This is a genomic window from Methanothrix sp. (assembly GCF_024518575.1).
Lineage (GTDB): Archaea > Halobacteriota > Methanosarcinia > Methanotrichales > Methanotrichaceae > Methanothrix_B.
Map to the genome: position 1 here is coordinate 25,434 of NZ_JANIHG010000009.1, position 25,160 is coordinate 50,593.

A 25,160-nucleotide genomic window follows, 5' to 3' on the forward strand; every position below is an offset into this window, starting at 1 on the left:
AGTCTGCAGACGGCTGACATTGGGCTTGATGGATGCGTTTCTAGTATTTAGACTTGAAGACAGCCGGGGTCTGATTCATGAGTCGCACTGACCGCTGGATTCACTGGCTGTCACGGATGCTCTCCACAGTGCCTCTCCAAGATCCCTGTACATCCTGGAGAGGGCATCTCCTGCTGTTATCGCCATGCTTCCCCTCTCTCCGGAGACGACCAGAAGCACATCGCCGGTGTCAGGGATCATCAAGCAGATCCCCTTCTCCTTCCACGGGTAGATTCTGCGCTCTGCGCCCGGGATATCCCAGGCAGATGTATCTGCGGGACATACAGCTCTGATCGATACACCACGGCCCAGCATGCTTCTGATACCTTCATCGACATGCAGGAATATGTTGTACAGATCCCCCATCCTCTTGAGCAGAGATGGATTGATTATGAGTATATCCCTCTCCGCTCTTGAGAGCATCTCCATAACTTTCTCGTACACCCTGCCTGCTCCCTGATGCACCCAGATCCCCATCTCTGCTTCGCGCTCGGTGCCCTCAGCAGAGTACACCTCCTCCAGCGCGCGCAGCGCAGTCTCTGCATCGGTCATGAAGCTGCTCTTCAGCCGCTCGAGCGCTGCCGCTGGATCCGTCACCCTGTAACGCATTGGCTTGGAGGGTTGGACTTCCACTATGCCCCTCATCACAAGCCTTTTCAGAGCGCCATAAACTGCAGGCCTGGGTATCCCCGATATCTGATGGATCTCAGAGGCTATCCCTGCCTTGAGCCTGGTCAGTGCTGTGTAAACCCTTGCCTCGTACTCTGTGAGCCCGAGGTCGCGCAGAGCTTTGATGGCATTCTTCTCCGACATCCTGTACGTATCTCTGATAGAAGGTTTTATATGTCTTTCCGTAAAGTAACAGTATGGTCGTTATGACATTAAATACAATAGACAGAGTTGTGGCTTCCGTCTGTCCGGTGTGTCTCAGGACTTTAAGTGCGCGCATATTCCAGCAGGGGCAGACGGTCATGATTCGGAAGTCCTGTCCGGAGCATGGAGAGTTCGAGGATGTCTATTGGTCGGATGCCGATCTTTACAGGAGGTTTGTCAGATACGCTGAGACCGGCAGAGGCATAGAGAACTTCATCACAAAAGGAGACTGCCCGTTCAGCTGTGGCCTGTGTGATAACCACAAAACATCAACGCTTCTCGCAAACATAGATGTTACGACTAGATGCAACCTCGCATGCCCGATATGCTTTGCAGATGCATCCCCAAAAAGGGTCTACGAGCCCACAATGGAGCAGATCGAGAGGATGCTGAAGATCCTGCGGGAGGAGCGGCCTGTCCCATGCCAAGCTGTGCAGTTCTCAGGCGGTGAGCCGACTGTACGTGAAGATCTCCCGGAGATAGTGGCTCTCGCCAGGAGCATGGGATTCACGCAGATACAGATCGCCACAAATGGCCTGAGGCTTGCGTCCCATCCTCATCTGGCGCGACGGCTCTGCGAGGCAGGACTGAGCACTGTCTATCTCCAGTTCGATGGAGTGGATGCAGGTCCGTATATCAAAATGAGGGGGAGGGATCTCCTCGGCGTGAAGCTCAGCGCGATAGAGTCCTGCAGGAGAGGGGGACTGAGAAGCGTGGTTCTCGTCCCGACGGTGGCGAAGGGCGTGAACGACTTCCAGTTAGGTGACATCATCAGATTCGCGAGCCAGAATGTGGATGTCATCCGCGGGGTCAACATGCAGCCCATATCCTTTGCTGGGAGGGTCGAGGAGGCGGAGCGAAGATCAAATAGAATCACCATACCAGACCTCCTGCGTTCGATCGAGGAGCAGACTGATGGGCAGGTCTCGAGGGAGGATTTCTATCCAGTCCCGTTCGTAGCCCCGATCTCAAGGGTTGTGGAGGTGCTCACCGAGAGACCTACGTTGATCTTCACAGTCCATCCCTGCTGCGGTGCCGCAACATACGTCTACTGCGAGGAGGACCGGCTGATACCCATAACCAGGTTCGTGGATGTGGAGGGCCTGATGGAGAGGCTCAAGGATATCCTCCGGGATTACAACGGATCAAAGATATCGAAACTCAGGATCCAGGGGGCACTCCTGAAGGATCTCCTCGGGTTTATAGACGAGAGCAGAGCCCCGAAGGATCTGCACATCACAAAGCTCCTGATGAATGTTCTGAGGACAGGCACGTTCGACTCCCTGCGGGAGTTCCACTCCAGGAATCTGTTCATAGGCGCCATGCACTTCCAGGATCTCTACAACCTCGATCTCGAAAGGGTGAGCAGATGCGGTATACATTACGCCACTCCGGATGGCAGGATCATACCGTTCTGCACATACAACACGATCCACAGGAGCGAGGTGGAGGACCGCTACTCCATCGCGGAGACATGCGCACCTGCACAGCGTGTGGAAGTGCCTCCCGTCACGTAACCCCCTCATTTGCGTAAATCCGGCATGCAGATCGGCACAGCGACTTTGCCATTCGAACTGGCCGATCTCTTATGCGCAGCTGCATGCCACACACTCGCACCTTCGCGGATTCGTCCGGACACATGTAGGAGGATAGCATATGAGATACTCTGTGGAATTGATCTCTCCAGATAGAAAGATCGAGCTCGCCGAGGAGTATGCGGATCAGGTTCTGTATGAGGTGAAGTCTGAGATATACGGATGCTGCATAAAGCTTCTCACAGCAATGCGTGATGTGAAGAGCAGGTGGGAGGAGAGCTTCTACTTCATGTCCCAGAGCATCCGCTCTCACGGGCGGATGTATGTTGTGAATGACCCAGGCGGGAAGAACCGCGTTATGTACGATCCCCAGTCTAAGACCGCATTTCTTGTGAATTTCGATTACTATGGATGGATAAAGTCGCTTGCTTTATCGCTCGCTGGAGACATCCTGGAGGATGAGCACGGTATCCACTCGGTGCATGGCGCATGCCTCGATCTAGATGGCAAGGGAATATGCATCATCGGAGGCTCCGGCACAGGAAAGACGACTCACACCTACGGCCTTCTCAGGGATCCCAGGGTGCGGGTGGTATCGGACGACTGGTTCTTCGGAAGGATCTACGGCAGAGACGTACTGGGCTACGGATCCGAGAAGAACTTCTACATAAGATCTGAGCTCTCCAGCATCTGGAAGGAGTTCTCCTGGCTTGTGGAGAGGGCTGAGCTCGATTCCATGGGGAGGGGTGTGGTCGACCTCAGGTGGGCCATAGGTAAGGGCAGGATACTCCCTCTCACCACGATACGGCATGTGTTCATACTCAAACGGGATCATTCGGACGACCGGATCGCGCGTCTCTCTCCAGAGGATGCCCTCCAGATAGTCGAAAAAAACGGTTACTTCAACCCCCATCTGCTCGTCGATGGGGATCTCAAGAGGAGGATCCGGAGCGGGTTCTTCAGGGCGATGCTCTCGAGCTCATCTGTATGGGAGGTCAACACCACAGGAACGCCTGAGGAGACCCAGTCCATGATAAGAGATGCGATTGGCGTTTAGAGGTTCCTGTGTCTCTTTTTCTGCATCTCGATACCGATCATGACATTGTTTGATTGAGTGTTGATCGCAGCATAAACTTCACAGAATCACACCAGAGGGAAACCGATATCTCCAACCTCCTGACATCTCATTATCATGACAAATGCTCTTTATCAGGATGACAGCTACCTGCGCAGCTTTGATGCAATCGTCACCGATGTTGATGACTCCGGAGTGTACCTCGACAGGACTGCATTCTATCCGAGATCTGGCGGCCAGCCATCAGATTGGGGAATCCTGATCAGAGGCGATCAGGCCTTCAGAGTTGAAAGCGTGGAGCTGTCCGAGCGTGGCATATGCCATCGCGCTCATGGACTCTCTCCTGGAGATGAGGTCAGGGGTGAAATAGATTGGGAGAGGAGGTACAGGATCATGCGGAGCCATACAGCGTGCCATATCCTGAGCGCGGTGATATTCAGGGAGACCGGAGCGCTGATAACCGGAAACCAGATCGACATTGACAGGTCCAGGGTTGACTTCAGCCTCGAGGCATTTGACAGAAGCATGATTGAGACGTACGTGGGAATGGCAAACGATCTCATAAAAGAGGGCCACCCAGTGAGGGTGAGGGTTCTGAGTAGAGATGAGGCGATGGGGATCCCGGATCTCGTAAGGCTGGCCATGAACGTTCCGGAGCGGGAGAGCGTGAGGGTAATAGAGATCGAGGGTGTGGATCTCCAGGCATGCGGTGGCACACATGTCAGGAACACCTCAGAGATCGGGGAGATGAGGCTCGTTAAGGCGGAGAACAAGGGGAAGAGCAACAGAAGGGTGTACTTCGAGCTGGTGGGATGATGCACATAATGGAGCTTCTCGGGAGATGCAGGGTCAAGGTGAAGGACGAGAAGGTGGTTGAGGCCACAGAGCCGCTCATAGAGTGGTGCCCTCTTTTCGACAAGGTTCGTGGGATAAAGAAGATAACATCCGAGGCGGCTGCCAGGAATGCCGAGTTCCGCATAAGAGAGCACGGGATGTTCACGCCCAGGCGGAAACTCGAGATGAAGACTTTCGTGAGCTTTGGTGCCTCTGAGACGCTGATGACAGGCATCTCCAGGGGGCTCATCGAGGCAGCGGTCACGGTTTGTGATGGGGCAGGCACAGTGGTATCCGACTCGCCCTCGCTCGTTCAGGGTATGGGCGGCTGGATCTCTGGGCTTCTGGAGACCGAGCCGATACCGGAGGTTATAGAATACATCGAGCGGAAGGGCGGCACAGTGCTCTCTCCCAGGGATGCAAAGATCGATCAGGTGGAGGGCGCGAGAATCGCTGCGCAGAGGTACAAGAGGTTCGCTGTCACAGTCGCAGATGCGGAAACTGCATTCGAGCTGAGAAAGCTGGAGCAGGAGACAGGCTGCAGGATACTGATTGTGGGGGTACATCTTACTGGCATATCCAGGGATGATGCCGAACGGCTTCTCTCCGCTGCTGATATAGTGACGGGCTGCGCCTCAAAGCACATACGGGATCTCGTAAAACCTCTCGTGCAGGTTGGAACCGCGGTGCCCCTCTTCGGCCTGACCCAGTGGGGCAAGGAGCTTCTTGTGGAGCGCGCAAAGGACGTTGAGCAGCCCATACTCATAAACACAATGCCCCTGCCGGTACTGCCGGAGCATAAGCAGCCCAGGCCCCTGATCTGACAGGAGATCATGGCCCAGATCACAGTGCATCTGAGCCCTGCACCCCAGCCTGGAGCATCGGATGCGTCTTTGTCAGGCCTTCGCCGAAGCGGGAAGAGCGGGGTGAGTCCCTTCGGGGGGAAAAGGCCACTTCACCCTTCAACTCTGGCTATCACCTCTGCAGGATCGTACCTCAGGCGTATGATCCTGCTCCTACCCCGCATCCCGGAGCCTGTGAATCTTGTTTCTACAAGCTTCAGAGCCTCAAGCCTCTTCAGGGTCTCGTAAAACTTCGTGTAGCCCGCCTCTGCGAACTCCTGATAGATGCGGTACAGCTCCCCGGATTGCGCTTTGCCTTCGGGCTGCTCTGCGATGATCCTCAGCAGAGTACGCTCGTCCCTGCTCAGAGATCTGATCGCGTGCTCTAGATGCAGAAATCTGGAGCTTCTGAACGCTTTTCTCACATCCTCCTCTGATATGCTCCTGGATGCTCTTCTCTCTGCTTCCATTCCGGCGCGCTTGAGCAGGTCTATTCCCACCCTGAGATCGCCGGATTCTGCGGTGAGATCCACCACAAGATCAAGAACGTCCTGAGATAAAACACCTTGATGAAGTCCGAGCTGTGCCCTCCGAGAGAGTATCGCGAATATCTCATCTCTTCTGTACGGTGGAAACAGTATCTCCTCCGGTCTGAAGACGGACTCAACCCTGGGATCAAGGATGTATTTCATGTATGGCTCGCTGTGTGCAGCTATCACACCTGCCCTGAATCCGGGCAGCGACTCATGAGATCGGAGAAGGGTATAAAGGATGTGATCGATCTCTTTCTCAGAGAAGAGATAGCTGACATCATCCAGAGCCACGATCAGAACGATCTCCCGGGATGAGAGCTCTTTTGCTATTTTATCGAAGAGGCGCTGAAAGGAGATGCCGCTGGCGGGAGGGGAGATGCCGAAGACCTTTCTGTATATCTTCGAGAAGATGCCGTATCGTGTCCCGTCTATCTGGCAGTTTATATGGACGGTGATCACGCTTCGTGTATGCTTCTCTATCTCCTCGAACAGCTTTATTATCGCGGTGGTCTTGCCGGTGCCGGGGGGGCCCAGGCAGAGTGCGTTCACAGGCCTGGCTCCACGAATGGCAGGCCGCACGCAGAACCTGAGGCTCTTCATCTGAGCCTCTCTGTGATCGAAATGCTCCGGCACATAATCCAGCTCAAAAACCTCAGGGTCCTTGAAGAGCGTCTCATCCCAGAGAAGCATGTCATCTTTCATCGGCTTCAATCCACTATTCTAGAACAACTATATATATGTCTGTGCATCGAAAGAGTTCTACAAAGGAGGGAGTATATACGACGGACACGCAGGCTGGAGCGCAGGAGCATGAGGAAGCAAAGACAAAGATGCCGCAGTTCCTGCCGAAGCTTAGGGGCCAGCAGGTAATGGTAAGGATGAACGATGGCAGGCCGCTGAGTGGCAAGCTTGTCTCGTTCAACGCATACGAGATAGTGCTCGATGCAGGGCCCAGGACATATCTGCTCTTCAAGCACGCCATTGCCAGCATAGAGGTTCCAAAGGGAATCCTAGACTGAGATGCCTGGGAACATCGTCCACGGTATGCAGCTGAAGATCAGAGCTAGCGGTTATAATCTCAGGGCTTCAGAGAACTTGCAGTGCTGTGTTGAATAATTAAGAGCTCTAAGGTCGAGAGCTATCGATTTTTACTAGGATTGCAATTCGTATGAATCCAGCCTATGCTATCGGATTCTCAAACAGTATTCAACACAGCAAGCTTTTGGAAACATTTTTATAGACGAAGGAAGGAAGCAACCTGTCGGCTCTCATCGGGCCGTGCGTTCGAATTGCAGGAACTGTTGTAAAGAGGGTGTCTTGGAATGAACCTTAGAAGGCCGAATGCCAATGAGGCCACAGGGACGTTCAACCGCTCGCGGGATGTCGTCCCGATGTCTGGCATATGCAGCAGGTGCGTGGATGGATGCAGAGGCGGCTGTGAGACCTGGCTCTCATCGTTCAGAGGAAGAGAGGTGCTCTATCCAGGTCCTTTTGGGGAGGTGACTGCGGGAGCCGATAAGAACTATCCTGTGGATTACTCGCATCTGAACATACAGGGTTACGCTGTCGGTGCTTACGGTCTCCCTGAGGGAGTCGAGCCGGATCCGGACACCGCGCTCTTCCCGAATGTCAATACAGAGACCGAGTACGGCTGGACCAGGAAGGTGAGGATGAGAGTGCCGATATTCACCGGTGCTCTTGGCTCCACCGAGATAGCCAGGAAGAACTGGGAGCATTTCGCAATAGGCGCAGCCATATCCGGAATAACTCTTGTCTGTGGAGAGAACGTCTGCGGCGTCGATCCGGAGCTTGTACTTGGAAGCGACAACAAGGTCAAAAGGTCTCCTGAGATGGACAGGAGGATAGAGACTTACAGGAGGTTCCACGAAGGCTATGGCGAGATCCTGGTGCAGATGAATGTGGAGGACACGCGCCTGGGCGTTGCCGAGTACGTCTCATCGAAACACAACCTTGAGACCATAGAGCTCAAGTGGGGGCAGGGCGCGAAGTGCATCGGCGGCGAGATAAGGGTGCCTTCGCTGGAGAGGGCGCTTGTGCTCAAGAGAAGAGGTTATGTTGTGCAGCCAGATCCGGAGGATCCGGCGATCCAGGCAGCATTCAAGGAGGGCGGAATAAAGGAGTTCGAGCGCCATTCGCGCCTGGGATTCGTTACAAAGGAGGGATTCCTCAGAGAGGTCGACCGTCTCAGAGATCTCGGCTTCAAGCGGATCACGCTCAAGACCGGCGCTTACTCCATGGTTGAGCTCGCGATGGCCATAAGGTTCGGCGCCGAGGCGCATCTGGATCTCATCACAATAGACGGAGCTCCGGGCGGCACCGGAATGAGCCCATGGCCGATGATGAACGAGTGGGGAATACCCACGTTCTATCTGGAGGCTCTTGCGTACGAGTTCTGCGAGCGGTTATCAAGGCGGGGCATGCGCGTCCCTGATATAGCGATGGCAGGCGGATTCTCAACAGAAGACGGTGTGTTCAAGGCGATTGCGATGGGCAGCCCTTACGTGAAGGCGGTCTGCATGGGAAGGGCCCTGATGATCCCTGGCATGGTCGGGAAGAACATCCAGAAGTGGCTTGAGACAGGGGATCTGCCAAAGACCGTGGCGAAGTACGGGCAGCGGCCTGAGGAGATATTCGTGAGCTATGAGGAGCTCAGGGCCAAGTACGGAGAGGATATCAAGAACATACCGCTTGGCGCTGTCGCGATCTACACCTACTGCCAGAAGTTCAGGACCGGTCTGCAGCAGCTCATGGCAGGCTCGAGGAACTTCAGCATCTCCTCGATATCGAGAAAGGACCTCATGGCGCTCACAGAGGATGCCGCCAGGATCTCTGGCATACCCTATGTCATGGATGCGTACAGGGATAAAGCCCTGGAGATCCTCGACTGGATGGGAGAGTGAGAACCTCCCAGCGTTCTTTTTTGCGTTCTGCTTGTCAACGTCTGGCTTCTGGGACCAATCATTCATTCGCGGCAGCGCATGGCAGAACCAATGCCGTTGCAGGCAAATTGTCAGTGGATACGAGCGACAGCAGATTCTTTGCGCTTCTGAAACTCATCTATCAGCAAAAGCATTATCAAACCCCTGTTTGACCTAGGTATAATGAACCGCAAGCTTTTGATGAAGGGCAAGGTGAAGGAGGCATACGATCTCGGCTCACAGCTGGAGTTCCAGTTCACCGATAACATCTCGGTCTTCGACAAGATCATACCGACAAAGATACCCCACAAGGGAGAGACGCTCTGCAGAGAGGGCGTCTTCTGGTTCGAGCGCGCTGAGCGGATGGGAATAAGGAACCATTTCATCAGATACCTCCCGCCAGCCGGGATGATTGTGAGGAAGGTCAGCATAGTGCCGCCGGAGCGTATAACCAGTGAGACGAAAGGACATCTGATACCGCTGGAGTTCATATGCAGATGGTATGTTGCAGGCTCGCTCTTCGACCGGCTCGAGTCGGGAGAGATGGAGCCGGAGGCTCTTGGATTTCCGCGGGGGAGAAGGGTCTCCTATGCAGAGCAGCTGCCAGAGCCCTACATAGAGGTCTCCACGAAGCTTGAGAAGACCGACAGGCTTCTGAGCAGGGACGAAGCGCTGGATCTGGCGAGGCTCAGCCCAGAGGAGTTCGAGGAGATCGAGGAGACGATAATCAGGATAGATGAGGATATCAGGAGATGCGTGGAGCCCAGGGGTCTCATACATGTGGATGGAAAGAAGGAGTTCGCCTTCGATGAGAACAGGGAGATCATGGTGGTGGATGTATACGGCACAGCAGATGAGGACAGGTTCTGGGATAAAGCCCTTTACGAGGAGGGCAATTACGTCGATCTGAGCAAGGAGTATGTGCGGAAGTACTACAGGCAGATCGGCTACAGGGATTTACTGTACAAAGCTCGAGGCTCGAAGGTGCCGGAGCCGGATATTCCGCCCCTGCCAGATGAGATCGTGCGCAAGACTAGTGAGATTTACATCCAGCTCTATGAGAGGATCACGGGCGAGAGGTTCGTGCCAGCAGGCACATGATCCCTCTTTTGTATCTCTTTGAAGAAACGCTCCAGGCCATCTGGTGATGAACGCGCCAGCAATATGCCTGCACGGCCGCAAAATTGGAGATGCAGGATTGAACTTCTGTATCCTGAAAGGTCATGCATGTGGTCTCTCAGTTGGACCTCTGGAGAAGCACATCGTACAGCTTCTCCCAGTTGAGGGTTGTCGCGACGCAGCCTGCTGTGGTGAGAGAAACGCCTATGGCCGGTATTCCATGGCTGTGGCAGAGTATGAGCCCCTCCTTTATCTCCATCTCGCATCCCACGCCGACTATGCCCTTTGGATGGTACCTCTGAATGATGCGCTTTATAAAACTCGATCCCGGAACGACAAAGAACCTGTAACCTCTTGATTCGGCGAGCCTTTTCGCCTCCCCTATGCCGCACCTGCCGCATCCCACGCATATTATCCCTTCTGGCGTGAGCTTTGCAGGGCAATCGATGGATCGCAGGCACTGGGGCATGAAGACGAACCTCTCCTCTACGGGCGTGGCATAGAACTTGCCTCTGTTGATGTAGTTCATCAGAGATATCCCGACGTCGTCCACGATCTTATCGTCTGCACGGGCCAGCCAGAATATCGCCTTGACGAAGCTCTCCAGAAGGCTTATGCCTATGAGCATCGGCCTGGCCAGGAAATACCTTCCCGTCTTGAAGGAGATGCCGACGAGCAGCGCGATGATGAGCGAGAGGAGAAATGAGATTATAACAGCAAGCACCACTGCTTTTCCGACAAACAGGTAGACCTGATCGACGTAATTCATCGGGCAAGTCTTGGATATCGATGATATTAATCTTACTTCGAACGAATTCGAAAGACAGCCCTTGCGGCCTCACATTATTTCAAACGTTCCATCATAATCTGTATTTGCGGTATCGCTTCGCCCTTTTATCCATGAAGTCGTATTAAAATTGGATAAGAATGCAATAGCAGATCCTGCAGTGTCGCTGGGTTCTGAGACTCCCGGGCTGCCTCTCGGGAGCGGCTGTTCTGAGTCTACGATATCGGGACCCTCCTGGATCTGCAGCTTCCGCCTCCCAGCAGACACACGACCAGAGATGCGAGGAGGACGGCCATCACCCCGGTCAGGAATATGCCGTCGAAGATGCCGGCGCCGCCTATCGAGAGTGCAAGTGGTCGGGGGTATGCGGATGGAGGGGCAAGCGCGGGCAGGACCCCTGGCGTGAGCAGGTTCATAACATCCGCGCCGAGGAGGGTGCCGATAGAGCCGCTGATGTACGCGATCGCTGGCGCGGTTCTGTATCCTCTGCAGAGGACGACTGATACGAGTGCAGCAGATACCGGCGGGACGTATACAGGTAGAGTTATGCCCACATTCGGGACCGGCTCTGCCATCATGTAAGTGATGAATGCCACCACCACTGCTCCGAAGAGTGCTGTGGAGACCGGCGCTCTCCGCCGTCTGAGAAGATCGATGCTCACGAGAACCGGAACGATGCATCCGCCGACATTGACCAGGAGACGCACCGGATGGAAGCTCACCGGGATATCAGAAGGAATCGCGTTCATCATATCGATCATGAACGCCGGATAGGTTGTTATAACACCGCTGTGCAGCGGTATATCTATCATGCTTCCAATTACCGAGCCGAATACCATCAGGCTCGCATGCCAGTGGCCGAATCCGATCTGCTCGAATGCCTCCTCTGTGATGCGTATGAAGAGGTATATGAATATCAGCGGAAGGGCCAGAAGCAGAATTACAAGGAGGAGGAAGAAGGGGATTATCAGCTCCAGCATCTCTCATCCACCACTCATCGCGTCTCGCATGCTGGCAGCCTCTTCTCGATCACATCACCATTCGGGCTGGTTTCAGAGAAGATCTGCGCCTCGAAGCACTCTACAACCGTATCATCATCGAGCCATGCATCAACAGGAAGCCCGGCCTTGAGGCATGTCTGACACAAAAAGTCCACCGAATCGAAGCCGTACTCCGTCGCGACCTGGGGCAGGAGCAGGCCGGAATACATGCCACTGGTGACGATCAGCCCGTGCCTCCCGATCTCTATCCGCTCTGGCAGCGTTTTTCTATCGCCATCGATCACCTCTGGCTCTGTGAGAACAGTCACCTCTATCGTTATATCATCGAGCTCCTCCCGATGTACTCGGGGAAACCTGGGGTCTCTAGTGCCGGCATTTATCGCGGAATCCACAATCGCCCTTCCGAGCGGGAGGACCGCTCTGGGATAGCCTATACACCCACGCAGCTCTCCCTTCTTCTCCAGGGTCACGAAAACGCCTCGCTTCTCATTGAAGACCCCGGGCAGATCGTGCGGATTTATGATCTCTTTCCTGCTGACGTAAGCGGTCAGCGCCTCCCTGGCCAGCCTGACCGCCCTCCTTCCTTCCTCCAGTGTGAGCATAAACAAAAATTGACGCGTATCGGATTAAAATCTTGTGAGCAGGTGGACAGGAATAAGCCTGCAGGCATGCCTCCTGGCACACAAGATTGCGGTGTAGCAGGAGCAGATAAAATAATGGCAGAGGTCAGAGGAACCTGAAGCCCTTTGGCATCTCCCCGAACCTCTTCCGGAACTCATCGGGCCAGTTCTCCGGGTCCAGACCTTTCTGTCCGAGAAATACGCTCGTCCACCTCTCCAGCCCAACTCCACTGCAGCCGCTCCACAGAGTCTCGCCGCTCTGCGCCTTCACAGAGAACCCCTTCGGATACTTCTCCCCGTTCACAGATAGGTTCTGGAACTCGATCCAGTTGCCGCTGTAGGGGAGCAGTGCCTCGTAGTCTATTGTGCCGGCGCCCTCCATCTCGGCAAGCCCGGTCTTCCCCTCCTGCGCCATGAACCAGGGAGTGACCCAGGCCATGCGCCAGCGCAGCTCCAGTATCTCCTCGAAGATGCGCCTGTACCTCTCCTTGAGCCGCTCCGCCTCCTCCATGACCTGCTCTTTTGTGCCGAGCCATACGATCTCGATCCTGTGGAACTCGTCTACGCGCTCTATGCCATGAATGCCTCCGGACTCGTATCTGTGGCTCGTTCCGGACCTGTCGAACACCCTTATGGGGAGCTCATCGTTCGGGAGCGTTGCGCCCTGGAGGAAGACCCAGAATGTGGGGCACTGAGCATAGCACATCCCGCCGATCGGGTAGTCGATCTTCTCCTTTATCAGATCGAGCGGGACCTCATGGGTCACCTTGTAGTAATCGATGACCTCCTCCCAGAACGCCGGGTCCCTGCTCTTGGGCGGGCATACGTAGTAGATCTCAGGGTAAACTCCCTGGGCATGCCCGCTCCTCTTCCACACATCCCATGTGTCGAGCTTTGGGAATATCATCTCCCTGTATCCAAGCGGCTCAAGGATCTCCTCGAGCACGATCTTCTCGAATGTCCTGAATAGATGTGTCGACTGCGGGCCGTGTATCCACTGGCCTCTCGCAGATCCATGCTTTATCCAGCCACGCTTCAACATCTCCTGTGTGGGGTCGCCGTTGAACTTGATCTCCCTCGGCGGGCTCTCCCAGAGCAGCTCCCAGTGCTCGGCCTTTCCGCCGTAGCTCTGGAGCTTCTCCTCAAGCAGGTTGACGATCCTGTCTGGGATGCGGTTCTCGAGCATCCAGGTCCATCCGCGCTTCGGGTCCTCGACGCCCAGGAGAAGCGTGAGGCGTCCATCCTCGTACTTCGACTCCCTGACATAGGGAATCCTGTGTGTTATCGGGCGATCGGACTCGATCTGTATCTCGAACCTGCTGACATCTATGCCCCTTATCCCCAGCCTGTGTTTTCTGCCGAGGAGATCAGCCAGCGGTTTCCTGAGCCTCAGAAGGGCATCGTGCGCCCTCACATACCTGTCGCTCTCTATCGTTATCTCCAGCCGGTCCTCTGCGATCCTCCAGCCAGAAACCCTCGCGCCCATGCCTTCAGGCGCGCCCTTCTTCAGGAGGTCCGCAGCCTGATTTTCGAAGAACTCAGCGAGATCGCCCTCGGCCTTTGCGGCATCGCCGCTGAGCCTCAGGCTCGCCTCTAAGTGAAATCTCATCTCAAACCTCCGAGGAGCCAATGGCCTCCTCAGCCACCTTGATGTTCATCAGCAGATCATCGACCGTGGACAGCACTGTGCCTATCCTCTCAGCGCTGAGCTCTATGGCCAATTTACCATCCTCCACAGAGACCTTCATGCTGGGAAGGTTGTCCGGCTCCAGTGCCTTTGATATCTCCTGCACATCACTGCCCCAGAAGATGAGCTTTACCGATATCATCGCTTCAGCTGGCCACCGATGATCTCATTCAGCTTAAAGAGAAACTGCTCCTCAGTGCCGGGCGGTATCGAGGCGCCGCTTGCTATGCTGTGCCCGCCGCCCTTTCCGCCAACGCTCTCCGCCGCCTCTCTCAGCGCTATTGACAGGTCCAGGCCCCTGCGTATGAGCGGCCTGTTGCCCCTTGCAGAGACCCTGACGGTGCCGTCTTTGTTATTCAGAACTATGAGAGGCTTATCAGTATAGAGATACCTTATGCCGAGACCTGCTATGACCCCGCCGCCGTGGAGGTTCTCTGCTATCAGGTACCTTATGTTCTCCATCTCTTTATTGTTCCTGCGGAGCAGATCGATGCCTGTGAGAATCTCCTTTCTGTAATCATCTGCGATCCTTCTGGCCTCAGTGAGCGCAGACCGGTCCCTCAGACAGAGCGTCAGGCCGACTCCAGGCCTCTCAAGACGGCCGCACGCGTTCAGGAGGAGAACGAGCTCGAAGGCGTTCTCGACCACCTCTTTCTTCAGCCGTATCGTCTCCCCTATCACCGAATCCGCAGCGAAACTCCCCTGCATGAGAAGCTTGAGGACCAGCGCTGTTGAGAGCCTCGTAAGCGATTCGCCTTTGAGATCCTCCACCTTCCCATCAACGCCGACCTCTCTCAGGAACGCCCTCACCCTCTCCTGATCCCCGGTGAAGTCAAGCAGCGGCTCGATTGAGCGCGTGAAGACCTCTGTGATCTCGCCGTCCTCCGCCATCTTTAGCCCCGGGCGCACCTCGACAGCTCCCGCGGCCAGGCCCTCCTCCAGGATGAGCCTGTTTGCGCCGATCATCGCCTGCCTGTCGCCTATCGCGCCCACAAGCGCAAGCCCTGCGAGGTCCCTGTTATCACCCATCTTTCTCACGACAGAGTAAACGACGCCTGACGCGCTCATCTCAAAGGCCCCGTCGATGCCGAAGTTGTGGGGGTTAAGCGAGATGCAGTCAAGAGAGCCGACAGGCCTGTGATGGTCGAGCACAAAGACGTCGCCATTTATTCCGGATACCACCTCAGGCTGGCCGCTGCCCATGTCGCAGAATACGATCGGCGGCTCCAGGCCCTCAATGGTATCCGCACTCAGACGCTGCGTCAGTCTAGCCTGGAACGGGATCCCGGCGCGAGCCAGAGCGTTGCATAGCAGACCCGCTGAGGATATGCCGTCAGCGTCGTCGTGTGAGACCACGACAACCCTCTCGCACTGGAGAACGGCTCTGGCTACTGACTCCGCGGCTTTCTCGAACGCCTTCATGATCACTGCTTTGAGGATATCTGAATCTCAGCAGCCTCGGGCCTGTAATCCCATGTGGCTGGCAGCCTGCCAACCCGCTTGTAGTACTTAACGAGCCTGCGGATCTTGCTCTCGACGAGCTGGAGAGCCCTCTTGTTGTGTATGTCCTTCGTCTTTGGAAGCCTGCCCCCGCTCGTATCGCTCACAGCCCCCTTCGGGAGAGCTCTGAGGAGGTGTCGCCTCAGTCCAAGCGCCTTTCTCATCAGGTTGCTCAGATCCTCAGGTATCTCCGGGAGCGCGTTCCTCTCCCTGAGGAAGCTGCTCAGGCTCTTTCCGAGGACCATCTTGACGTTCGGCACGCCGTACTGATCCCTGAGCGTGAGCCCGATCATCGCAGTCGACATCCCCCTCTCATGGAGGGTCATTATGGTCTTCTCGAGCTCCTCCTTGCTCACATCACACCACTCAGGCAGCTTATCCACCATCGGTGGTCTCGATCTCGATGAACCCTTCTTACGACTATGCATTCTGGCCATTTCAAATCCTCATCATACAATAAGTGCGAAGGCAGAATGATCATCGTAACTCAGGATAAAAAGCTTGCGCCGTTCGCAGGCGCAGGCCGGGAGGCGTGTGCCAGAGAGGATAGCCATTTCCGGGCTGCGTACCTGGCATCGGGCTGGAAGCCTCCGATCCAGCAGGCTTACATGAATTATCACACCCCTAGACGCGGGTCCCTGGAATCGATCTCAATGATGGGGGACCACATGCAGAACACGATATCTCTGAGCCTCGGGATAAAAGAGTGCGGGGGATGGGATTCGAACCCACGAACTCCTGCGAGACTGGACCCTGAATCCAGCGCCTTTGACCTGACTTGGCAACCCCCGCATCACGGGATTCTGTATGCGAGCAAACCCCGCACGCATGGCGGGTCTCACATCCTTTTCTGTCAGGCGTTACGTCCCCTGTGGGGATGCTCCGTTCACCTGAAAGGACACGCAGTGCAGACTGCTCCGATCCCTCTCCTATGTGCCGTGAGAAGCTTACCAGAGGGACATGCCTTCGGCGTTCTCCCTGCCTGACAGCGAAGTTGACTCACGATCAAAGGATAAAAGGATTACGCATAACAAGGCCGTCTCAGCTCATCATCGAGTCAGACGATGGACTCTGTGATGCACACAGCCCTCTGGATACACATGAAGCATGCAGATGGTGAACAGCGCCTACCGTAGGAGCAGAGATTTCGGGACCGAACACGAGATCGATCCGGGCACAAGCTTAAAATAAGGATCAGTTCTACCATGCATCGCGGATGATGGGGGAAAAGGATGGCTCGGCCTGGCCTTGTGGGAGTTTTCAGGATGTAGGAGGTCGTGTGATCAGGCCTAAAGTGAAAGGAACGGTATAGAGATGAGAAAAAAGCTGGTATCCCTGTTGCTGCTTATCGTGCTTCTCGCTGGGATCTGCAGCGCTGCCAACTACATGTACGAGAAGTCGGTGGTGAAGGGCGTGGGATACAGGAACCTGGAGATCGTGATATCCACGCAGTACGGGTACAGCGGAGCAAAGCTTGTCGAGAAACAGTCGGGAAGCGGCAACGTGAACTCCAGAATAGAGCTAGAGGCAGAGAGGCAGCTGAGCAGGAGCTACGATCCGCTCTACACTTCCTGTGACTACCCGACCGGCAGCGATTACCCGATGGACTACATCAACTTCACATCGGAGCAGGATCTAGAGTACATGCCTGTGAGCTACCAGACGGGCACATACGACCAGAAGTGGATCGACAAACTGTGCGTTCAGAACTACAGGATCGGTGCGGTCGTGACAGAGATGTACACACATGCTGAGCATCTGCAGAAGAGCACAGAGATCAAGACGAGAGCATATGGATTCGCGAACGGATACGCTGACAATGTGAACAGCTGCTGCACAGGAGTCCTTGAGGCGAACATCAACAGCAACGTGATCGGCGTAGCTCACATCGGCTGGATGTCAAGAGATCCAGAGGCACAGGATATAGTCAAGGGCAGGCACGTCGAGTACGGCCGGAGCATCGAGGATCTCACAGGAGTCTTCTCGATAGAGAAGTTCATACAGCTCTGGGGCAACTCGACCTGCGGAGCGATAAGCGTCGACTGGCTGCCGTGCATCTAAAAAAAGATCCCGCATCTGCGGGGTCTTGGCTTTTTGTTCTGAGAACCGCAGAGCGGTACTGTGGACCTCCACGATCACTCTTTTCCGGCTGTCTTCTCGGTCGGTGGCGTGAAGACCCTCTGCCCCAGCTCCTTATCGAGCATGTAAAGCAGCCCAACGCCCCTCTCTCCCTGGATGAGCCTGAGCTTCTGGACGATCTCCTCTGCGTTTGCCTCCTCCTCGACCTGCTCGTTCACGAACCACTGGAGCATGCTCTGTGTCGGATAGTCCTTCACCTCGATAGCGAGGTCCAGGAGCGCATTGATGAGACCCGTGACCTTCTGCTCATGCGCATGGACATTCTCAAAGACATTCAGCGGGGACTCCCACTCGCTTGGAGGCTCATCGATCCGCATGAGCTTCACCCTTCCTCCCCTGCTGATTATGTAGTCATAGAACTTAATCGCATGGAAGAGCTCCTCCTGCGCCTGCGCCCTCATCCAGTTCGCAAACCCCTTCAGCCCCGTGGACTCGAAGTAGGCAGACATCGATAGGTAGAAGTACGACGAGTAGAGCTCCCAGTTGACCTGCTTGTTAAGCGCATCGAGCAGTCTCTCGTTTATCATGATCACACCCTCTCAAATGCATCCTTCGTCGCGCCACACTCCGGGCAGACCCAGTCATCAGGCAGTTTCTCAAAAGGCGTTCCGGGGTCCACACCATTATCCGGATCACCCTTCTCCGGATCGTATATGTACCCGCAGATCGTGCATTTGTATTTGTCCAAAACAACACCTCCATGAATTTTAACGCATGCAAACTATTTGTGGTTTCCGGCAGCGACGAACTCCAGCTGGAAATGTGAGCTGGCCGCAGGGGTGCTGATTGGGCCACTGATCCAAGATCAATTTCTGCTTTCGGCAACCTGCTTGCATCTGACAGGTTGAAGGAGACTCAAGATCGAGCATCAAAGGTTCTTTTGGTGCAGCACATGGGCATTATGCCCGGATCATTGAGATCCCCAGCCTCCCAGTTTGTATGGGTTCATGTGAGATCTCGCACGTGTCAGCAGCCTCCCGATCAGAGTTCTCTCCGGAGAAACCGATAGCAATGTGTTTCTCTGTGAGTGCAGAGGGCGAAGCGAGAAGGCCCCGCCTGAGGAAGTGAGCGAACCCCCCCTTTCGGAGCGATACCTATAAGCATCACGATGACCATTTCCACTTCAAGATATGATCTAGGAAGGCTGGAAGTTCTGCCTAGGGATCTATCACATACGAGACCAGGAACGCAGTCTCTGGCAGTAAGCCTAGAAGCTCCGCCCTTCAGGGCGGGGAGCGTTCACCTTGAGACGTTTCAGATGGACTCCAGCGGCGCATGTCGTGTGAGATCTACAGTCTCGAAGATCAATGGCATTTGCAGAGAATGCGAGCTGTGCCATCTCAGTTACAGCACACGAACCGGGCGCTGCTAAAATAAAAGGGTGTGCGCATGAAGATCATCACCAAGATAGTTCTGGCTTTCACGCTTGTGGCTCTTTCAGGCTGCATCGGCCCATCCGGTGGGCCTGGAGCAGCTCCGAACTCGACCGCACTGATGGAAGATCTCCTCAAGGCATCTGGAAACATCACCTCGTACAAATTTGAGTCGTCTAAGATGTCCACAGCGGAGGTTCTGAACCTGACAGAGGGCTATGCTCTGGAGGACAGGCTATCGTATCAGCTGAGAGAGAGCGGAGAGATATCGATCGCGAAGAACGTCTCACAGAGCATGCTCAGGGTATCGCAGGAGAGATCGAGGAGATCTGAGAAGTACAGGAACCTGAGCATGTCCGCATCCCGGGAGTACTATATAATAAACAACACTCGATACGAGAAGAACAACGGCAACTGGACGCGCCTGTTCATGCCGTATCCGGAGTACGAGCTGCTGCGGGAGAACAGACTCTACCTCCAGCTGGACATCCTCAACAGATCCACAGCAGAGGTTATCGGCTCTGAGAGGGTGGACGGCACAGACTGCTGGAAAGTGAAGGTATCGCCTGAGAACAGCACGATCCGCGCTGCCGTGATCGCTCTTGAGGTCAGCGATGTCCTGGGGCTTCCTGCTCAGATCCTTCTGGCGATGTTCAACACCACCGAGCTGGAGAGGAACAGCAGCATAGACTGGACCGCGTGGATCTCACAGGAGGACAATCGTCTTGTTAAAAGAGAAGGCACTGTGAGGACCAGCATCACCCCTGAGGTGCTTGGCATCTCGTCTCCTGCTGTCAGGTTCCTGATAAATATCAATGTGGATGAGAGCATGAGGTTCTCAGCTTACGACAGACCTCTTGAGATAGAGCTGCCGGATGAGGCGAGGAGCGCGGTGATGCTTATACCCGTGGCCAACATCTCCGGTGTCTCGAATGGATGAGACCGAGAGGATTCTCCTCAAGGAGAAGCCCTGCCAGGCTCTCCTCGCGATACTCGAGCTCGATCACGCCTACGCATCTCTCATCTCAAAGAAAATCGACTCGACATTCGCCCACACGCTGCGGATACTCTCGCAGCTCGAGCAGGCGGGGCTTGTCTCCAGCCGGAGCGCTGGAAGGGTGAGGTATGTGGAGCTGACCGGCCCTGGAAGAAGGGCCGCTGAGGCGCTCCGGATGCTCAGAGAGGCGATAGAGGATGCTGCAGAGATGAAGAGGCGCATCAAAAGGATACATGAGCTCATAGATGCAGCGGAGAATGCTCCGGGTGACAGAGAGCTCCTCCTCGGCCCGCTGCGCCGCGATCTCGCTCTGCTCAGGTCCATCTCAGACATGTCTGAGATCGATCTCCTCGAATCAAGGATACGCAGGATTATCTCCAGGAGCACATGAGGATCGTGGTAATATTATAAAATATTTTCATATTAGTTAGTATATCCATGCAAAACCAATTTATAACTAAAGGCGATATGAGCATCTGGTGAATATATGCACATACCGGATGGATATCTCGGGCCATACACGATTGTGGCCACTTGGCTCATAATGATCCCAATCTGGGTATACTCTGCAAGGCGGCTTGGCAGGGAGCTGAGATCCAGACAGGTCCCGTTGCTTGCGCTCTCCGCAGCATTCTCGTTTGTGATAATGATGTTCAATGTCCCCATACCCGGCGGCAGCACCGGACATGCTGTTGGAGGAGCTATAATCGGGATAGTCCTCGGCCCCTGGGCAGCTGTGATATCGATATCTGTAGCACTTGTGCTTCAGGCCCTGATGTTTGGGGATGGTGGGATAACGGCGATTGCTGCGAACTGCTTCAACATGGCTGTACTGATGCCCTTCTCGGCATACTATGTCTATACGATTGTCAGTGGCAGCTCTGATGTGACATCCGGGAGAAGGACGATCGCTGCGGCAATCGCGGGATATATCTCGCTGACGCTGGCAGCGGCGATGACCGGATTCATGTTCGGGATACAGCCGCTTCTGCACAAGGATGCTGCAGGATATCCGCTCTACATGCCGTACGGGCTCAACGTGGCGCTTCCGGCGATGATCATAGAGCACGCACTCGGTTTCAGCTTCCTCGAGGCCATTGTGACAGCGCTGATCTTCGCATACATACAGCGTGCAGACCCATCGCTGCTCGCACACGGCAAACCCTCAAGGGCATAGGAGGCTGTGCTCATGGACAAAACACTTAAAAAGATGGTTATAGCGCTTGCAGTTCTCACGGTACTGGTGCCGCTGGGATTGTTCGCGACCGGCGAGACCTTCGGCGAGTGGGGCGCTGAGGAGATCAAGGAGAAGCTGGGTTACGTCCCGCATGGCATCGAGTCGCTGGGATCTCTCTGGTCCGCACCGATACCTGATTACTCCTTCCCCGGCGTCGAATCCTTCACAGGATCGGCGCTTGCGTATATAGCATCCGCGATAATCGGCGTTGTGATATGCGCAGGGCTGCTCTACCTGATCGGCAAGAAGCTCACATCCGGAAGATCCGATTGAGATAGCTGGAAACGGGCAGATGTTACTTTCCGACCTCCCGCTTTTTTATAATTATCCGCATAACTGTGACCTACTGCTTCGAGGAACCTGTGGATCCATGCCTTGGCGTAGCTCATGTAACGGGAGAATCTGGCCCGACCTTCTGAGATGATTCTTTTGCGTCTTCCAGGTTTTTGACAGATGTAACAGAAAGCGGCCTTTTTATGGATTTCCATATGCTCTATTGGATTCAGATCAGGAGAATATGGAGGGAGGTAGACGAGATAGATGCCGAGCTCTGCGGTTTTATCTTTCACGATTTTATGAGATGCGAAATTGTCGATTACAGCCACAATGGCCTTGTAATTAACGTTTGCAGCTGTTACATCCTCGAAGAAGCTTGCCATTGACTCAGCCTTTGAGTTTTCCTGCTGTGTTGAATGATGTTTGAGGATCCGATAGCCGAGGCTGAATTCATGCAGATTAAAATTCTGGCAAAAACCGATAGCATCCGACACGGAGATGTTTGCTATTCACAGCAGGAACTTATGCCGTTTTGTGCTGTGTTGGATAAGTCCTAAAATTCGTAACCGTAAGGCCATCAGGGTAAAGATGGAAATTAGCCAAAAATCGATGCCTAGTGATGGAATTCCGAAAAAGTTATCCAACACAGCACTGCGTTGTAGAGTCAGTAGAAATCAGAACAATGTGGATCTGGCAGCCGATACCTCCAAGGCATGGGTCGTGGGCTCTAATTATGAATGAACATGTCCGGATCGAGATCCACTGAGTCAATACTTCATGAAGCCGGAGAGTAATTGCTGAAGATCTCAATGATGCGAGTACACAGCCAAGAGATGCCCTTCAGCTCCAAGTACACATCTACGCCTCCTTCAGATCATGCCATTTCCAAAAAGCTATTTAATACCCATTGGAAGATTGTGCCTCCCATGGGACACGTGCTCTTCAGCCCTCTGAACTGGGGTCTTGGACATGCATCTCGCGACATTCCGATAATCAGAGAACTCCTTGCGCGTGGACATGATGTGACGGTGGCATCTAGCGGAAATGCGCTTGAGCTTCTGCGAAAAGAGTTTCCTGAATGCAGGTTTATGGTCTTTGAGGACTACCCAGTGCCATACAGCTCGACCAGATTCTTCCTGCCGAAGTTCACAGCATATCTCCCAATAATGATGAAGGCACTGGCAGATGAGCGTAGGCGTCTGGGGCTGATACTCTCAAAGGATAGATACGACATGATCATAAGCGATAACCGCATGGGAGTATACTCCAGAGAGATTCCATCGTTTTTCATAACCCACCAGCTAAGGTTCAGTGTTCCCTTCTTCCTCTGGCCAGTGGAGCTCGCGACGCTTTACGTCAACGGGTACTTCCATAAGAAGTTCACGGGCATCATAGTCCCAGACAATCCGCCCGGGCCGAATGCAATCAGCGGGAAGCTATCGCGTTCCAATTTCAAGGTCACGAATATAAGGACGTTCTACTCAGGCATCCTTTGCAGCACAAAGAAGATGGATGTGCAGGAGGACCTGGACTTCCTTGCAATAATCTCCGGTCCGGAGCCACAGAGGACGAAGCTCGAGGAGATCCTGCTTTCACGCATAACAGATCTTCCAGGAGAGAAGGTTGTGCTTCTTGGAAGCCCCAGAAAGAATTATTTCAAACAGCTGGACGAGAGCACACGTGTCTACTCATATGTCCCCACCGATGTGAAGGTGGAGCTCATGAACCGGGCTAGGTTCGTGATAAGCAGATCCGGATACACAACAATGATGGAGATCGCGGAGCTCGGCAAGAGACACGGACTGTTCATACCGACACCCGGGCAGACCGAGCAGGAGTACCTCTCCAGGTTTTACAGAAAGATGGGATGGTTCCTCTCCAGGAGCCAGTACAGGCTCGATCTGATGAAAGATGTGGAGAGGGCTATGGACTACACCGGTTTCCCGGATATGCCGAAGACTGAGGAGAACGTAAAGCACCTCTACGAGGATCTCCTCGCGCAGTATCTCGAATGATCTGCTTCGGACCAAAGCAAGCTTAATGCAGGATATAAAGCAGGCTGACTTGTGACGGGTGGATACATGAGGGCCATGGTGCTTGAGAGAGCCGGAGAGCCTCTGAGGCTGCAGGAGATGGATATCCCCGATCCTGGAGAGAGGGATGTTCTGATCAAGGTAACTGCGTGCGGTGTATGCCGTACAGATCTCCACATACTCGATGGGGAGCTCTCCGGAGCGAAGCTCCCGCTCATACCGGGTCATGAGATCGTGGGGAGGGTCGTGGCGGTTGGGGAGCATGCGGAGCGCTTCCGCACCGGCGACAGGATCGGAGTTCCTTGGCTGGGATACACAGACGGCTCATGCAGGTACTGCATGCGCGGGCAGGAGAACCTGTGCGACAACGCGCGGTTCACCGGATACACGATCGATGGAGGATACGCGGAGTATACGGTTGCAGATGAGCGCTACTGCCTACCGATCCCTGAAAGGTATGATGATCTCAGAGCCGCGCCTCTGCTCTGCGCTGGATTGATCGGATACAGATCGTACAGGCTCGCGCTCTCGAAGCCCGGCCCGAAGCGGCTGGGCATATACGGATTTGGCGCTGCCGCTCACATAATCGCGCAGGTCGCTCTCTTCGAGGGCATCGATGTTTATGCGTTCACACGGCCGGGAGATCTGGAGGCACAGGAGTTCGCCCTCTCACTCGGCGCTTCATGGGCCGGAGGATCTGATGAGATGCCGCCGGAGGAGCTTGACGCTGCGATAATATTCGCTCCTGTCGGCTCTTTAGTCCCAACAGCCCTCAGAGCCACATCCAAGGGAGGGACTGTCGTCTGCGGCGGGATACATATGTCGGACATACCCTCCTTCCCCTACAGCATACTCTGGGAGGAGCGGAGCATCAGGTCGGTCGCAAACCTCACGCGAAGGGATGGGGAGGAGTTCATGTCACTCGCCGGCGCGCTTCATATCAGAACAGAGGTCCAGGAGTTCAGGCTCGATGAGGCGAATGATGCCCTAGCTTTGCTGAGGGCAGGCAGACTGCGAGGGGCTGCTGTCTTGAAGATCTGATGCGATAAACCCTGATCTGGATGGATGTGGCAAGAGTTAGCTGCCAGCCCGTGGGCTCAAAATAACCGAACGGGCTGTCAGGGATCAGAAGGCACCGAATGCCGCATGAATCCTGTGAGTTCGCGCGCCGTTTATCTCAATGATATGAATATACACAGTAATACAGGCACACACCCCCAATCTGCGGAAGTTTGCATACCGCCCACGAGATCACAATGCGGTGTTGAATAATTAAGAGCTCTAAGGTCGAGAGCTATTGATTTTTACTAAGATTGCAATTCGTATGAATCCAGCCTCTGCTATCGGATTCTCAACAGCATTCAACACAGCAGATCACAGGCAAATTTGATATACATGATCCTCAAAAAGCAGTATGGCGATTCTAACCGGGTGCGGGGGAGAGGGAGATCAGAAATTTTGATAGTTTACCCCTTAATTTCCAGTGGAGATTGTAACGAAAAACTGCAACTATTTAGAATATGACTGAATATTTATTTTTCACATCAACGATATTTCATAAATATTATTTATATTTTCTAATTTATTTTCTTGTGATGGTCTTGGCCTCGAATCGTCGATGGGTATCGATTGCCTCTGGAGAGAGGTCTCATGAAACCTGCATGCGACAGATACTGGTCGTGGGCTATAACAACTGGATGATTCTGCTGCTGTGTTGAATA

Annotated in this window: 25 protein-coding genes, 1 tRNA gene and 1 pseudogene; 14 read left to right on the top strand and 13 right to left on the bottom strand. The window is 54.3% G+C overall.

Annotated features, from left to right (window positions below; all coding sequences use genetic code 11):
• Window positions 1-75: 75 nt before the first annotated feature.
• Complete coding sequence (locus NQU42_RS03380; RefSeq protein ID WP_296609042.1) at window positions 76-852, bottom strand: helix-turn-helix domain-containing protein; 777 nt, start codon at window positions 850-852, stop codon at window positions 76-78.
• A 53-nt stretch (window positions 853-905) separates the two neighbouring features.
• Between NQU42_RS03380 and tes the strand changes: the two genes are divergently transcribed.
• From tes to NQU42_RS03400, 4 genes are all read left to right on the top strand, one after another.
• Window positions 906-2,429, top strand: a complete 1,524-nt coding sequence (gene tes, locus NQU42_RS03385) for a tetraether lipid synthase Tes (RefSeq protein ID WP_296609043.1) — start codon at window positions 906-908, stop codon at window positions 2,427-2,429.
• A gap of 139 nt (window positions 2,430-2,568) precedes the next feature.
• Window positions 2,569-3,504 (top strand): aldolase, encoded by a 936-nt coding sequence (locus NQU42_RS03390; RefSeq protein WP_296609046.1) that lies wholly within the window; start codon window positions 2,569-2,571, stop codon window positions 3,502-3,504.
• 135 nt (window positions 3,505-3,639) lie between these two features.
• Window positions 3,640-4,338 carry an alanyl-tRNA editing protein AlaXM gene (alaXM, locus tag NQU42_RS03395; protein WP_296609048.1) on the top strand — a complete coding sequence of 233 codons (699 nt, stop codon included), beginning with the start codon at window positions 3,640-3,642 and terminating at the stop codon, window positions 4,336-4,338.
• On the top strand, window positions 4,335-5,180 hold the full coding sequence (locus NQU42_RS03400; RefSeq protein WP_296609051.1) for a methanogenesis marker 8 protein: 846 nt from the start codon (window positions 4,335-4,337) through the stop codon (window positions 5,178-5,180). The genes alaXM and NQU42_RS03400 overlap by 4 nt, the downstream gene beginning before the upstream one ends.
• Before the next feature lie 131 nt (window positions 5,181-5,311).
• On the opposite strand, the gene NQU42_RS03405 is transcribed toward NQU42_RS03400, so the two are convergent.
• Complete coding sequence (locus NQU42_RS03405; protein WP_296609086.1) at window positions 5,312-6,433, bottom strand: ORC1-type DNA replication protein; 1,122 nt, start codon at window positions 6,431-6,433, stop codon at window positions 5,312-5,314.
• Window positions 6,434-6,468: 35 nt separating this feature from the next.
• Here NQU42_RS03405 and NQU42_RS03410 point away from each other — a divergent pair, with 35 nt between their 5' ends.
• From NQU42_RS03410 to NQU42_RS03420, 3 genes are all read left to right on the top strand, one after another.
• Window positions 6,469-6,750: an RNA chaperone Hfq gene (locus NQU42_RS03410; protein ID WP_296609053.1), complete on the top strand. Its 282-nt coding sequence runs from the start codon at window positions 6,469-6,471 to the stop codon at window positions 6,748-6,750.
• Window positions 6,751-7,053: 303 nt separating this feature from the next.
• The gene (locus NQU42_RS03415) at window positions 7,054-8,652 is read left to right on the top strand and encodes a glutamate synthase-related protein (protein ID WP_296609055.1); all 1,599 of its coding nucleotides are present in this window, start codon (window positions 7,054-7,056) and stop codon (window positions 8,650-8,652) included.
• Between the two features lie 201 nt (window positions 8,653-8,853).
• On the top strand, window positions 8,854-9,771 hold the full coding sequence (locus NQU42_RS03420) for a phosphoribosylaminoimidazolesuccinocarboxamide synthase (RefSeq protein WP_296609057.1): 918 nt from the start codon (window positions 8,854-8,856) through the stop codon (window positions 9,769-9,771).
• A gap of 136 nt (window positions 9,772-9,907) precedes the next feature.
• On the opposite strand, the gene NQU42_RS03425 is transcribed toward NQU42_RS03420, so the two are convergent.
• From NQU42_RS03425 to NQU42_RS03460, 8 genes are all read right to left on the bottom strand, one after another.
• On the bottom strand, window positions 9,908-10,558 hold the full coding sequence (locus NQU42_RS03425) for a DUF116 domain-containing protein (protein ID WP_296609058.1): 651 nt from the start codon (window positions 10,556-10,558) through the stop codon (window positions 9,908-9,910).
• A gap of 233 nt (window positions 10,559-10,791) precedes the next feature.
• Window positions 10,792-11,556, bottom strand: a complete 765-nt coding sequence (locus NQU42_RS03430; protein ID WP_296609060.1) for a DUF1614 domain-containing protein — start codon at window positions 11,554-11,556, stop codon at window positions 10,792-10,794.
• 14 nt (window positions 11,557-11,570) lie between these two features.
• The gene (locus NQU42_RS03435; protein ID WP_296609061.1) at window positions 11,571-12,179 is read right to left on the bottom strand and encodes a TIGR00296 family protein; all 609 of its coding nucleotides are present in this window, start codon (window positions 12,177-12,179) and stop codon (window positions 11,571-11,573) included.
• 124 nt (window positions 12,180-12,303) lie between these two features.
• Window positions 12,304-13,806, bottom strand: coding sequence for a serine--tRNA ligase (locus NQU42_RS03440; protein WP_296609064.1), 1,503 nt, complete (start codon window positions 13,804-13,806; stop codon window positions 12,304-12,306).
• Window position 13,807: 1 nt separating this feature from the next.
• Window positions 13,808-14,026, bottom strand: a complete 219-nt coding sequence (locus tag NQU42_RS03445) for a KEOPS complex subunit Pcc1 (protein ID WP_296609065.1) — start codon at window positions 14,024-14,026, stop codon at window positions 13,808-13,810.
• The gene (locus NQU42_RS03450) at window positions 14,023-15,306 is read right to left on the bottom strand and encodes a DHH family phosphoesterase (protein ID WP_296609067.1); all 1,284 of its coding nucleotides are present in this window, start codon (window positions 15,304-15,306) and stop codon (window positions 14,023-14,025) included. The genes NQU42_RS03445 and NQU42_RS03450 overlap by 4 nt, the downstream gene beginning before the upstream one ends.
• Window positions 15,307-15,308: 2 nt before the next feature.
• The gene (locus NQU42_RS03455; RefSeq protein ID WP_296609069.1) at window positions 15,309-15,821 is read right to left on the bottom strand and encodes a 30S ribosomal protein S15; all 513 of its coding nucleotides are present in this window, start codon (window positions 15,819-15,821) and stop codon (window positions 15,309-15,311) included.
• Between the two features lie 270 nt (window positions 15,822-16,091).
• Window positions 16,092-16,176: transfer RNA gene (locus NQU42_RS03460), tRNA-Leu, on the bottom strand.
• 522 nt (window positions 16,177-16,698) lie between these two features.
• On the opposite strand from NQU42_RS03460, the gene NQU42_RS03465 reads away from it, so the two are divergent.
• Window positions 16,699-17,445 (top strand): hypothetical protein, encoded by a 747-nt coding sequence (locus tag NQU42_RS03465; protein ID WP_296609071.1) that lies wholly within the window; start codon window positions 16,699-16,701, stop codon window positions 17,443-17,445.
• Window positions 17,446-17,519: 74 nt separating this feature from the next.
• Here NQU42_RS03465 and NQU42_RS03470 read toward each other — a convergent pair whose 3' ends face one another.
• Both NQU42_RS03470 and rd read right to left on the bottom strand, forming a co-directional pair.
• Window positions 17,520-18,050: a ferritin gene (locus NQU42_RS03470; protein ID WP_296609073.1), complete on the bottom strand. Its 531-nt coding sequence runs from the start codon at window positions 18,048-18,050 to the stop codon at window positions 17,520-17,522.
• 2 nt (window positions 18,051-18,052) lie between these two features.
• The gene (gene rd / locus NQU42_RS03475; protein ID WP_296609074.1) at window positions 18,053-18,211 is read right to left on the bottom strand and encodes a rubredoxin; all 159 of its coding nucleotides are present in this window, start codon (window positions 18,209-18,211) and stop codon (window positions 18,053-18,055) included.
• 701 nt (window positions 18,212-18,912) lie between these two features.
• Between rd and NQU42_RS03480 the strand changes: the two genes are divergently transcribed.
• The 4 genes from NQU42_RS03480 (at window position 18,913) to NQU42_RS03495 (ending at window position 21,403) form a co-directional block, all read left to right on the top strand.
• Window positions 18,913-19,836, top strand: coding sequence for a hypothetical protein (locus NQU42_RS03480; RefSeq protein WP_296609075.1), 924 nt, complete (start codon window positions 18,913-18,915; stop codon window positions 19,834-19,836).
• Window positions 19,829-20,284, top strand: a complete 456-nt coding sequence (locus NQU42_RS03485; RefSeq protein WP_296609076.1) for a hypothetical protein — start codon at window positions 19,829-19,831, stop codon at window positions 20,282-20,284. Before NQU42_RS03480 ends, NQU42_RS03485 begins: the two co-directional genes overlap by 8 nt.
• A 96-nt stretch (window positions 20,285-20,380) precedes the next feature.
• Window positions 20,381-21,070, top strand: a complete 690-nt coding sequence (gene cbiM / locus NQU42_RS03490; RefSeq protein ID WP_296609078.1) for a cobalt transporter CbiM — start codon at window positions 20,381-20,383, stop codon at window positions 21,068-21,070.
• A 12-nt stretch (window positions 21,071-21,082) separates the two neighbouring features.
• Complete coding sequence (locus NQU42_RS03495; protein ID WP_296609080.1) at window positions 21,083-21,403, top strand: PDGLE domain-containing protein; 321 nt, start codon at window positions 21,083-21,085, stop codon at window positions 21,401-21,403.
• A 212-nt stretch (window positions 21,404-21,615) separates the two neighbouring features.
• Here the strand turns inward: NQU42_RS03495 and NQU42_RS03500 are convergent.
• Window positions 21,616-21,900 (bottom strand): annotated as a pseudogene (locus NQU42_RS03500) (transposase); the annotation flags it as partial.
• Between the two features lie 432 nt (window positions 21,901-22,332).
• On the opposite strand from NQU42_RS03500, the gene NQU42_RS03505 reads away from it, so the two are divergent.
• Window positions 22,333-23,421 carry a glycosyltransferase gene (locus NQU42_RS03505; protein ID WP_296609082.1) on the top strand — a complete coding sequence of 363 codons (1,089 nt, stop codon included), beginning with the start codon at window positions 22,333-22,335 and terminating at the stop codon, window positions 23,419-23,421.
• A gap of 66 nt (window positions 23,422-23,487) precedes the next feature.
• Window positions 23,488-24,480, top strand: a complete 993-nt coding sequence (locus tag NQU42_RS03510) for a zinc-dependent alcohol dehydrogenase family protein (protein ID WP_296609083.1) — start codon at window positions 23,488-23,490, stop codon at window positions 24,478-24,480.
• Window positions 24,481-25,160: the final 680 nt, after the last annotated feature.